We start from the raw sequence: 11,743 nt of genomic DNA on the forward strand, positions 1-11,743 counted from the left end.
TTAAGACGATAAACAACTCACAACTTGATTGCGTCCATTTGTTTTCGCATATGAAAGTTTCTGGTCAATTTCAGTATAAATATCTTGAAAATCTTGGGTAGTGGCATACTCACCTATTCCCATACTTACAGTAATGTTTAAGCCTACTGCAATTTCAGAAAAGTCATAATTCTCGATATCATATCTTAATTTTTCAGCCTTTTTGCTTAATCTGTCTTTGTCTAGCTCTGGAAGAATAACCATGAACTCCTCTCCACCTAGACGAATTACTTTCTCTTCATTCACTACCATACTTTCTTGAATTAAAACTACAATTCTTTTTATAACTGCATCCCCAATAGGATGACCATATTGGCTATTTACCTCTTTAAAAAAATCGATATCTAGCATGATCAAACTGAATTTACTCAGTTTTGGTAAATCAAACTCAATAAAATGCTGTAAGCCTAGACGATTATAAGCACCTGTCAGAATATCAAAGAAACTCTTACGATTAACATCACGAATTAAACGTTTAATCGCGAGTAATAAGGTCAATACACTAAACGAGAGTATAAGTAGATAAAAAATATGCTGTAATCTATAGAAGTGTTCGTAAAATGGGTTTTTATTTTCTAAAAATAAGATTCTGAGCATTTCAGGAGAATACGACAGGTAAGCTAAACGCCATGCCAAAGACATGAACCATAAAACCAGTACAAATACCCAAATTTTCTCTAAGATATCTCCAAAAACTAAATGACGTACATGCCAAAGTGCAAGAACCAAAAAAACCAATAATACCGTATAGACGCTAAATACTCTCATAAAGTCTGCAAGATCTGTGCTTGGCATGAGAGAACTAGTACAGCGAATAATAAAAGAAACGATAAGAATACTAAAACAAAGTGATTGATTCAGCTTTCGGCCTTCAAGTGTGACAATACCTTGTGTGACAAAATAGCTGAATACTAAAAAACAAATTCCACTTAAGGTAACATTGAGGGACACATTATCTGGTGTATGAGCTATTTGGAGACCAATCCCTAAACTCATTCCCCCAAAAGCAATACTTAGATAGATGAGATAGCGTGCTTTTGCCACAAGAAAGTAGATCAGGCACAGTAAAATTCCCATCAAAAGAATTGTTAAAGGATACGCTAGCATTACTGAAAGTAATATACCCGTCACACATAACCCCATACTCAACCAACGGTTGAATGAATTAATTTTATCCAAAGAGGCCAAGTATAGCGAATAAAAAAGGCGCTATGCGCCTTTTTTACTATTTTTTAGAATTATTATTACCAAATAGTGGCCCACCACCACCGCCACCAAATTGTTTTTGCATGCTACCAAGTGAACGCATCATCTTGCCTAGACCACTTGGATTTGCAAATTTCTTCATCATTTTTGCCATTTGCGCATGTTGCTTAATCAGTTTATTCACTTCAGCAACATCCATACCACAGCCAGCTGCAATACGTTTTTTACGACTAGGATTCATTAACTCAGGGTTACGGCGCTCTTTTAGCGTCATCGACTGAATAATTGATTCCATCTTTTTAACTTGTTTCTCAGGTTTTGCTTGTTCAATAGCTTGCTGCAAACCTGCATTACTCATTCCGGGCAATTTATCTAAAAAGCCCATCATACCGCCCATTTTATTCATTTGCTCAAACTGCATCAGCATATCTTCAAAGTTGAAGTTGCCTCCTTTTTGCAGTTTTTTCGCCATTTTTTCGGCTTTTTCTTTATCAATTTTACGTTCCACTTCCTCAACAAGAGAAAGAACGTCCCCCATTCCTAAAATACGTTGTGCAATACGTTCAGGATGGAAAGGTTCAAGGGCATCTAACTTTTCGCCCATACCTAGAAACTTAATTGGCTTCCCTGTAATTGCACGCACAGAAAGCGCAGCACCACCACGTGCATCACCATCTGTTTTTGTTAAGATAACCCCTGTTAAAGGTAGCGCATCATTAAATGCTTTCGCTGTATTTGCAGCATCTTGCCCTGTCATTGCATCTACAACAAAGAGGGTTTCTGTTGGTTTTACTGCTGCATGTAAAGCCTTAATTTCGTCCATCATGTTTTCATCAACATGCAAACGACCAGCTGTATCGACAATCAGAACATCGGCAAACTTAATTTTAGCCTGTTCAATCGCACGATTTACAATATCAATTGGTTTTTCTGCTGCATCAGAAGGAATGAATTCTGCACCAACCTCATTCGATACGGTTTCAAGCTGTTTAATTGCAGCAGGACGGTATACGTCGGCAGAAACTGTCATTACTTTTTTCTTCTGGCGTTCTTTTAAGTAACGCGATAATTTTGCAGCTGTTGTAGTTTTACCAGCACCTTGTAAACCCGCAAGAAGAACGACAACAGGCGGTTTTGCAGCAAGATCAAGACTTTGATTTGCTTCACCCATCATTTTTGTGAGTTCATCGTGTACAATTTTAACGAATGCCTGACCTGGTGAAAGTTGAGTTAAAACTTCCTGTCCAAGTGCTTGCTCCTTAACTTTCGCAATAAATTCGCGTGTTACAGGCAAGGCAACGTCGGCTTCTAAAAGTGCCATACGTACTTCACGTAATGTATCTTTAATATTATCTTCGGTCAGTTGTCCTGAACCGGTAACATTTTTTAGACTCTGCGTGAGTCGTTCTGTTAAGGTATCAAACATTGCAAATTCCGCTTAAAATGGCCAGTTGCAAAAAAATCTTTCTCAAATAGAAAATTTATGCATTAATTGCTATAGGATACTTGAGTTCTCTCTCAATTTATATCTTCTAGCATGAATATTCATTATTGTAACAAAGGTTTGACATGATCAGTCTTCCATTGGTGTACACAATCCTCGCCTTAGTCGCTTATACCACAGGGTTTTGGTACGCCTTTATGCATTTAATGGCAAAGCACAAACCAAATAATTGGTTTATGAGTATTACAATTTCCATTGGACTACTGTTGCATGGTTATGTTTTGCATAATGATATGCTTACAGCAAATGGGGTCAATTATGATGTTTTCAACCTCCTGTCCTTTACTTCAGGACTCATGCTTGTATTAAGTGTTTTATATAGCACATATCGCCCTGTTTCTGCTTTAAATCTTTTAGGTATTCCTGTTGCTGCGATTGGTCTGATTTCTGGATTTGCATTTAGCCAACCCAATCAATATGCCAGTGCCCACTCTATTGGATTAGATATACATATCATTTTGTCTTTGTCTGCTTATGCAGTATTACTCATGGCGACAATTCAAGCCATTATGATGTGGTTCCAAGACCAAGAACTTAAGAAAAAACAAAAAAGACTTTGGGTAAACTTATTACCTCCATTTCAGGTCATGGAATCATTACTCTTTGATATGCTCATGACTGGATTTGTCATGCTCACAGCCGCATTATTGTTTGGTTTCTTTATGGTAGATAGTTTTATTCAACAACATCTTGCGCATAAAACTGTATTTAGCATTATTTCTTGGTTCGTCTACGGTTTCTTACTGGTTGGTCACTTCAAATTTGGTTGGCGCGGTCAAAAAGCAATTCGCTTCACTCTTACAGGCTTTGTACTGTTAGCGATTGGCTTCATTGGTAGTAAATTTATTTTAGAAATTATTTTAGGCCGCTAATTCATTCATTATTTTAAGTATAGACAGTCCTATATTAATTGCGTATAAACACTTTTTTCTTTAATGATCGAGGTTGTGGACAGTGAAACTCATTCTAGCGCCGATGGAGGGGCTTACAGATCCAATCATGCGTGATGTATTAACACATGTTGGGAGTTTTGACTGGTGTGTTACCGAGTTTATTCGTGTCACAAATAGTATTCTACCCGATCACGTTTACTATAATTACTGTCCTGAATTAAAATCAAATGGCTGTACAGCGGCGGGAACACCCGTACATGTTCAATTTTTAGGTAATGATGCTTTCATGCTTGCAGAAAATGCAAAGCGTGCCGTTGCCTTAGGTGCACCTGCTATCGATTTAAACTTTGGTTGTCCTGCAAAAACAGTAAATAAACACAAAGGTGGCGCTATTTTACTGGATGAACCTGATGTCATTCACGAACTGGTTAAAGCAGTCCGTCAGGCGGTACCATCTCATATACCTGTTTCTGCAAAGATGCGTCTTGGCTATTTAGATGAAAACCATACGTTAGAGAATGCACATGCAATTGAGGATGCAGGAGCAAATTGGTTAACCGTTCATGCACGTACAAAAGCAGATGGATACACTCCGCCTGCCTATTGGGAAAAAATTTATCCAATTCAAGAAGCACTTAAAATAAACGTTATTGCAAATGGCGAAATTTGGAATAACCAACATGCGAAAGCATGTATCGAACAGTCAGGTTGTCAAGATTTAATGATAGGCCGCGGTGCTGTAACTACACCAGATTTAACTCAATGTATTCGTAAAGGCTCAAACGAAGCTCTCATGCAGTGGAAAGATTTAGTTGAATTACAAATTCGTTTTTTAAATGGTCAAAGTAAAACTGAGTTAGGTATGGTAGGTAGATATAAGCAATGGCTTGGTATGATGAGTAAGGCCTACCCCGAAGCAAAACAAGTTTGGAATAATGTCAAACGATTAAAGCAAATCGATGAGATTATTGAACAATTATATTAAAAATAAGCATGTGAGTGTTCACATGCTTATTTAGATAATAAGCACTTAAGATTCAGTTAAATCTTTAACTTTTTCAGATGCCCCATTTGTTTTTACAGATTCAATACCATGATCTCGTGTTTGAGTACTACTGTACATTTGACTTGTTCCGATGACCTGATGATTGACTGCTTTTAAATTAAAGTAGAGTTTTCCATTTTTCGCTTCTAAACGCTCATATTTACCGTCTTCTGGAGAGTTTTTTTGAACAGACTCAATTCCATTGAATGCAGATGCTTTGGCTTTATATAACTCACTTGTTAGAATAATTTCACCGTTTCCCGCTTTTAATACAAAATGAAACTGGCCATCTTTTGCTTTTGAAAGTTCATACCAACCAGACATAATAACCTCATCATATTTATTTAATTTTTTGTATCAGCCGTCATGTTTACTGATACCTTCTATTCACTATAAAGCCTCATTAAATGTTTTTAAAGTGATTGTTTTGTAATCATTTTGATTTTTTTCTTATATTTTATGCACCAGATTGAAAATACTTATTTCGATTATCTATACCATCTTGCAATCAAAAGCTGATTTTTTTTATAAAATCCGACAAAATAACTTCATACCTAAACTAGCTTTGAGAATAACGATGGAACCCCTCAAATTCATTCAATATACATTTATAGGCACAGATGCATCTAAGTTCTTACAAGGTCAAGTGACTTTACATGTCGAACGACTCGAAGAAAACGAGACAAAATATACTGCTATTTGTGACTTAAAAGGCCGTGTACACTTTGGTCTTTGGTTAACAAAACACAATACAGATCATTTTGATATTGTTGTTGTAGACGACCAAAAAGAAGCTTTTTCTAGTCATATCAAAAAATATGCCGCTTTTGCCAAAGCAACGTTATCCGAAGTTGCTGAAGTTTATCCATCTTTCAAAAATGAAGAGACAACTTTTCAGTCTTCTCCTACAGATGTGATTGCATGGCAAATTCAAGCAATCGAGCATGGCTATGCTTGGATTAGCCAAGCAACCGAACATCTATTCCAGCCTCAAGAATTACGTTTACATCAAAGAAATGGCGTACATTACGATAAAGGTTGCTATTTAGGTCAGGAAATTATTGCAAGACTTTGGTTTAAAGCTCAGCCAAAACAATGGTTACATCTCGTTAAAAGCAATCAACCTATTCCAGCATCTGGTCATAAAATTGAAGGTAATATTCAAATTGTAAATATGATTCAGACTAAAAATAATGAATATATCGCACTCGTTATTGCAAAACCAACAACTTTGGAAGAAACTCCTTTCTTAGAAGTTGTTGAACTTCCTTCTCCTCTAAATGAAGATGTTGCTCGAACAAAATAAATGCATTACCAAACAGCGTTTGTATAGTACAAACGCTCACATCAAAATTTAGAATAAATAAAATAAGAGAATCATAATGAGTCAAGGAACCCAGACCAAAGATGTCCCCGAACCAATAAGTAAAGAATATCGTCCTATTCTTTGGCTTGTTGCAATGGGATTTTTTATGCAGCAGTTAGATAGCACGATTATTAATACTGCTTTACCTAATATTGCACAAAGCTTGAATGAAAACCCACTCAATATGCAATCGATGATTGTGGCTTATGTACTTGCAATGGCTGTCACTATTCCAATTAGCGGATGGGTAACTGATCGGTATGGTATAAAACGAACTTATTTTTTTGCTATTATCTTATTTAGCTTAGCATCGGTTGGCTGTGCACTGTCTCAGAATCTTACTCTTTTAGTTATATCAAGAGTATTTCAAGGCATCGGAGGGGCACTGTTACAACCCGTCGGCAGATTAACAGTTTTAAAAGTCATGCCACGTCCTCAACTCTTAGCAGCGCTTAGTTTTGTAAGTATTCCTGGCCTCATTGGTCCACTCATTGGCCCTAGCCTTGGAGGACTGATTGTAGAATGGATGAGTTGGCATTGGATTTTCTTAATTAATGTGCCTATTGGTATTGTTGGTGCTTTTTTCACGCTCAAAATATTACCCAATATGCGCCAGTCTCATTTAGAAAACTTCGACTATATTGGTTTTATTTTTGTTGCGACAAGTATGGTCAGCCTATCTCTTGTCCTTGAAAGCATGGTCGACCAAACACGTTCTCAAGCAAGTATGATTATTCTAATTGTGCTTGGTTTATCTGCAGGTGCTTCTTATTGGCTACATGCTTTACGCCACCATGCACCACTCTTTCATCCGAGTATTTTTAAGGTACATACATTTAGCATCGGTATCTTGGGCAATCTATTTGCCAGATTAGGAAATGGTGCTATTCCATTTATAATGCCACTGATGTTACAGGTTGCATTAGGATTCAATCCAACAATGGCAGGCTTGATGATGATCCCACTTGCTGTGGGTTCTATGCTCATTAAACGCTTTATTACACGTCTTATTTATCGTTTTGGTTATCGCAGAGTTCTGGTCGTTAATACACTATGTGTAGGGCTAGGTATTGCAAGTTTTGCGTTAATTACACCAAATACGCCAATCTGGTGGCAACTCATTCATTTCTTTATTTTTGGTATCTTTAACTCTATCCAATTTACAGCAATGAATACCGTCACAATTAAAGACCTTGCACAAGAAGATGCAAGTAGTGGAAATGGTTTACTCTCCGTAGTACAACAATTGTCGATGAGTATGGGTGTAGCAATTGCAGGTGCCGTACTGAATAATTTTATTCATCTCGATGGCAAGCAGCATATGCTTCAATCTTTCCATTATACTTTTTTATGTTTAGGCGCACTCACCGTATGTGCAAGTTGGATCTTTTGGCAACTTAGAAAGTCACCGCAATCTAATCGCGCTTAAGACCACCATACTAAAATAAGTGTACTGGCAATGACTAGCCCAAGTACAGTGCTAATAATAGAAGCATTTAGTGCGCGCTTTTCAATTCCATAAATATGCCCTAGTACTTGAAACAATGTAGGCATAGGTAGTACAGCGATGAGGGTTGCTATACGCATCATTTCCTTATCTTCACTAAAACTATAAAAGAGCAAAAATATGAGTGCTGGCATAAGTATGACTTTAAAAATGACAGGACATAATGCCAACCCATCCAAACGTTTGACTTTCACACCTGCGAGGCCACCACCAATCATGAATAGTGCGATAGGTGCTGCCGCCTGCCCTAACACCTCAAGCGTTTCATCTAGTACCTTAGGTAAAGATATATCTAAGAATAAACAACTAAATGCGATTAAAATAGACAAGACCAAAGGACTATGCAAAGCGTTATATACGACTTTTCTAAAGAATAAAGGAAATGCTGTTTTCTCGTAGGCATGAGAATCCGTCAGAAATAAAACAAGCGTTGTCAAAATAAGACTTTCAAATAAAATAGTATGCGCCAAATATGCAACTGCATCTTTGCCGACAACCATTGGGACAATTGCAGTACCAATTAATCCAGTATTTGACATGGCAGCCCCAAATGAAAAAATGACTGCCGATGTTAAACGCTGATGGAAAAATCGCTTTAAAATATAATAAGAAGCAAAAAATATAATAAGTGAAGCAAAGCCATAAATAAGAAAGTATTTAGGCTTCCAAACCTCTTCAAATGTCTGGCCAAGCAATGCATGTAAGAGAAATGCAGGAAGTGCAACCTTCATGACAAAAGTGCCAAGACTTTTAATTTGTTCGGGGGTGAGTAATCCCCAATTAACACTCAAATACCCAATTAACACTAAGAATAATATAGGTAAAATTACTGTGAGGAACACATTCTTTCTCTATGTATATAGATTACTTTTTGCACTAGAAAGGTTTAAACAACCTTCCGCGATAACCATATGGTTCACAACGTAAATATTGAGGAGCAACAGTAACTTCCTCGCCTAAAGCTTCTGCTGCATACCAAGGCCAACGAGGGTTATATTGTATCGCTCTTGCGATTGCAATAGCATCTGCTTGATCTTTTTGTAAAATATCTTCAGCTTGTGTAGGTTCTGTAATCAATCCTACCGCAATAATAGGGACTTTTACCTTTGCCTTAATCTCCTGAGCAAATGTAACCTGATAATTTGGCTTCACATCAATCATTTGATCTCTATGCAAACCACCACTTGAAACATGAATATAAGCTATACCTAATCGTTCTAAATGTGCTGACAAATAAATACTCGACTCTAAATCCCAGCCCTCATTTTTCATCCAATCGGTTGCTGAAATGCGAATACCAAGTGGAAAACCTTTCGGTAAAACTTGTTTAATTTCCTGAATAATTTCGAGAACAAGACGGCATCTATTTTCTAATGAACCACCATATTCATCTTCTCGTATATTTGAAAGTGGCGATAAAAATTGATGTAACAGATAACCATGTGCTGCATGAATTTCTATAAGCTGAAAACCAACTTGAATAGCACGTCGGGCTGCTTCAACAAAGTCTCTTTTAATTTTAATAATTTCTTCTGCCCCCAATGCACTTGGTGTTTTACCATTAATCAGAAATGGAATACTACTTGGTGCAACAGTCTGCCAGCCCCCATCAGCATTTGTAGAATCTTGATTTTTCCAAGGAGCTTCTACAGATGCCTTACGGCCAGCATGTGATAACTGTATAGCAAATGGCATCGGAGAAATTGTACTTATTTTACTCAGTACCGTTTGCATTTTTAGAGCTTGGCTATCATTCCATAAACCAAGGTCTGCATCACTAATACGTCCTTCAGGATTAATTGCAGTCGCTTCAATAATGCATAACCCTGCACCAGAAAGAGCATAATTTGCCCATTGCTGCTCATGCCAAAATTGTATCTCACCTTCAAGAGTTGCAGCATACTGACACATAGGTGCAATACATATTTTATTTGCTAATTCAAGCTGGTCTAGAACAAATGGTTTAAACAGCAATGACTTCATCATGTTATACGCTCTATTTAAAACTGCTTACTAATGCTTAAACCAGCACTCCAATTACGACCATCTGCAGGTTCAAAATAACGATTTGCAGATTTACCATTCACTACTGTAGAGTCATTTACAATGACCGAACCGATATAATTCTTATCAAATAAATTATCTACACGTGCATAGGTGTTTACAGACCAATCCTTGTATTTATAAGCATAACCAACATCGATAGCAGTGACTGTATAACTTGGTGCAGTGTCAGTATTCTGATCATTAACGTAGATTTTATCCATATAACGAACATCGACTCCTGCATGAAAACCAGTTTCAGGTTTCCAACCTAAACTTGCAAATCCCTGACTCTTTGCAACTCCTGGTATGTAATTTCCTTTTTGAATCGCGCTCACACCTGTATTTGCAGCAACATCAGCATCAAAAGTTGCATCTAGATAACTATAACTTGCCTGTGCAGTTAAATCTTTCCATAGCTTTTTATTCCAAGATACTTCTATACCTTGGCGTAGTGTTTTATCTGCATTCCTGAAGGTTGCTCGCCCATTGCTACTGCCTGCTGAGACAATGTCATTCTTCGTTTTACTCATAAACCCTGTCAAAGCAAAAATACCAAATTGATTATCTGCTTTTAAGCCAATTTCATAGTTATCACTGGTCGAAGGTTTTAGTGCAAAGTTAAAACCGGCACTTCCATCAGCATTATAAGCCATTTCAGTGAATGTCGGTGTTTCAAAACCTTTTGCATAACTGGTATATGCCAGTACATTTGGCGTAATTTTCCAACTGAGTGCAATTGAAGGTAAAGCATGGTTATAATTTGTCTTACCGCTATTGTCTCCATTACTTAGATAATGGTCTTTAGACTTATAGTGAACATTGCTATAACGCAATCCCGTATCTACGCGCCAAGTAGGTAAAAATTGCCAAGATGCTTGAATATAAGGGTCTGCATTCCAAAGTGTATTATTTTCATTACGGCGAATATTTCCTTTCTCGCCCAAGTTATAATCTGTGGCTGCGGTATTTTTTGCAGATCTTGTAAAGTTTTCATAACCTTTACGATCTTCATCCATTGCATCTAAAGCCAAACCTGCATTAATGGTCGTATTTGGTAAGAGCTCTTTCCCTGTCCAACGAAAGTCTGCGCCATAATAAGTCCGATCAAAGTCAATCACACCACCAGCATGATTAATACTTCCACGTTGCGTTGTATTTGGAATAGACTGATACTGTGTTACTTGACGGTTTCCAACATACCCCATCGCGTATACACTGTTATGGTCATCAATTGGCTTTGACCATGTAAGACCTGTTTGCGTTTGCTCTAAATCTTTTCTGGTATTATATGTTAAGACACCAGTCTGAACCTGTTTTGGATTGCTTAACCATTGTGCTTTCGTTAAACCCATCGGATCAGCTGCATGAATTTTAACGTAATTCGTTACCCAGTTAATTTTACTGCCATCATCTAGATTCCATGTGAGTTTAGCATTATTTAATACTTTATTGGCTGCGCTATGATCACGATAGCCATCTGTATTGAAATATGAAGAGCTAATGACATAAGCAGGTTGTGAAGCTGTTTTTGCACCACCCTGTAAAATTAGACCTGTATGATTACTATTATGACTACCACCACCATAATTTAAAGTGATCGAATCTTTTCCTTGACCTTCTTTTGTCTCGGCAAGCAATACACCGCCTGATGAGTTTCCGTATAAAGAAGAAAATGGACCCGTTAGTACCTCTACATGATCTAAGCTATTTAAATCAATATTTGATGTCTGTCCTTGACCATCAGGCATCGTTGCAGGAATGCCATCGACATAAATGCGGATGCCTCGAACACCAAATGTTGCTCTTGCACCAAACCCACGCATTGATAACTGTAAATCTTGTGCATAGTTTTGACGATTATTTAATTGAAGACTTGGAATCCCCTGTACAACCTCAGTCAGATTTACACCAATATTATCAGTTTGTTTTGGCATATCTATTCTATAAATAGAAGCTGGTGTATTTAAATAACTGGTTCCCGTTCTTGTCGCTTCTGCAGTAATTGTGGGTAATTCTTTTACACTATTGGTGATATCGTCTGCATAAAGATTTTGGCAAATACATACTGAAATAAATAGAAGTGGTGTATTCCATGGCATAGTTATAAGCGAACGCATGCTTGATCCTTTAAGATTCT

Annotated in this window: 10 protein-coding genes; 4 read left to right on the forward strand and 6 right to left on the reverse strand. The window is 37.2% G+C overall.

Annotated features, from left to right (window positions below):
* Positions 1-1,170, reverse strand: coding sequence for a GGDEF domain-containing protein (locus tag I2F23_RS14035; RefSeq protein ID WP_195770624.1), 1,170 nt, complete (start codon positions 1,168-1,170; stop codon positions 1-3).
* A 94-nt stretch (positions 1,171-1,264) separates the two neighbouring features.
* Positions 1,265-2,671 carry a signal recognition particle protein gene (gene ffh / locus I2F23_RS00385; RefSeq protein WP_195770625.1) on the reverse strand — a complete coding sequence of 469 codons (1,407 nt, stop codon included), beginning with the start codon at positions 2,669-2,671 and terminating at the stop codon, positions 1,265-1,267.
* Between the two features lie 143 nt (positions 2,672-2,814).
* On the opposite strand from ffh, the gene I2F23_RS00390 reads away from it, so the two are divergent.
* Positions 2,815-3,621, forward strand: coding sequence for a cytochrome C assembly family protein (locus I2F23_RS00390; protein WP_195770626.1), 807 nt, complete (start codon positions 2,815-2,817; stop codon positions 3,619-3,621).
* Between the two features lie 82 nt (positions 3,622-3,703).
* A complete protein-coding gene (locus I2F23_RS00395) occupies positions 3,704-4,627 on the forward strand; it encodes a tRNA dihydrouridine synthase (protein WP_195770627.1) in 924 nt (307 codons plus the stop codon).
* 45 nt (positions 4,628-4,672) lie between these two features.
* Here the strand turns inward: I2F23_RS00395 and I2F23_RS00400 are convergent, their stop codons facing one another.
* Positions 4,673-5,011 (reverse strand): YegP family protein, encoded by a 339-nt coding sequence (locus I2F23_RS00400; protein WP_195770628.1) that lies wholly within the window; start codon positions 5,009-5,011, stop codon positions 4,673-4,675.
* A 253-nt stretch (positions 5,012-5,264) separates the two neighbouring features.
* Between I2F23_RS00400 and ygfZ the strand changes: the two genes are divergently transcribed.
* Both ygfZ and mdtD read left to right on the forward strand, forming a co-directional pair.
* Positions 5,265-5,993, forward strand: a complete 729-nt coding sequence (ygfZ, locus tag I2F23_RS00405; protein WP_195770629.1) for a CAF17-like 4Fe-4S cluster assembly/insertion protein YgfZ — start codon at positions 5,265-5,267, stop codon at positions 5,991-5,993.
* A 76-nt stretch (positions 5,994-6,069) separates the two neighbouring features.
* Positions 6,070-7,482: a multidrug transporter subunit MdtD gene (gene mdtD / locus I2F23_RS00410; protein WP_195770630.1), complete on the forward strand. Its 1,413-nt coding sequence runs from the start codon at positions 6,070-6,072 to the stop codon at positions 7,480-7,482.
* Here the strand turns inward: mdtD and I2F23_RS14040 are convergent.
* Genes I2F23_RS14040 through I2F23_RS00425 form a run of 3 tightly spaced genes read right to left on the reverse strand, consistent with a single transcriptional unit; the run spans position 7,479 to position 11,723 of the window.
* Complete coding sequence (locus I2F23_RS14040) at positions 7,479-8,402, reverse strand: AEC family transporter (protein WP_195770631.1); 924 nt, start codon at positions 8,400-8,402, stop codon at positions 7,479-7,481. The two genes, mdtD and I2F23_RS14040, sit on opposite strands and share 4 nt — an antisense overlap.
* A 34-nt stretch (positions 8,403-8,436) precedes the next feature.
* Positions 8,437-9,546 carry an NADH:flavin oxidoreductase/NADH oxidase gene (locus I2F23_RS00420; RefSeq protein WP_228284757.1) on the reverse strand — a complete coding sequence of 370 codons (1,110 nt, stop codon included), beginning with the start codon at positions 9,544-9,546 and terminating at the stop codon, positions 8,437-8,439.
* Between the two features lie 14 nt (positions 9,547-9,560).
* On the reverse strand, positions 9,561-11,723 hold the full coding sequence (locus I2F23_RS00425; protein WP_195770632.1) for a TonB-dependent receptor: 2,163 nt from the start codon (positions 11,721-11,723) through the stop codon (positions 9,561-9,563).
* Between the last annotated feature and the right edge of the window lie 20 nt (positions 11,724-11,743).

Source organism: Acinetobacter pollinis, assembly GCF_015627175.1.
Taxonomy (GTDB): Bacteria; Pseudomonadota; Gammaproteobacteria; order Pseudomonadales; family Moraxellaceae; genus Acinetobacter; species Acinetobacter pollinis.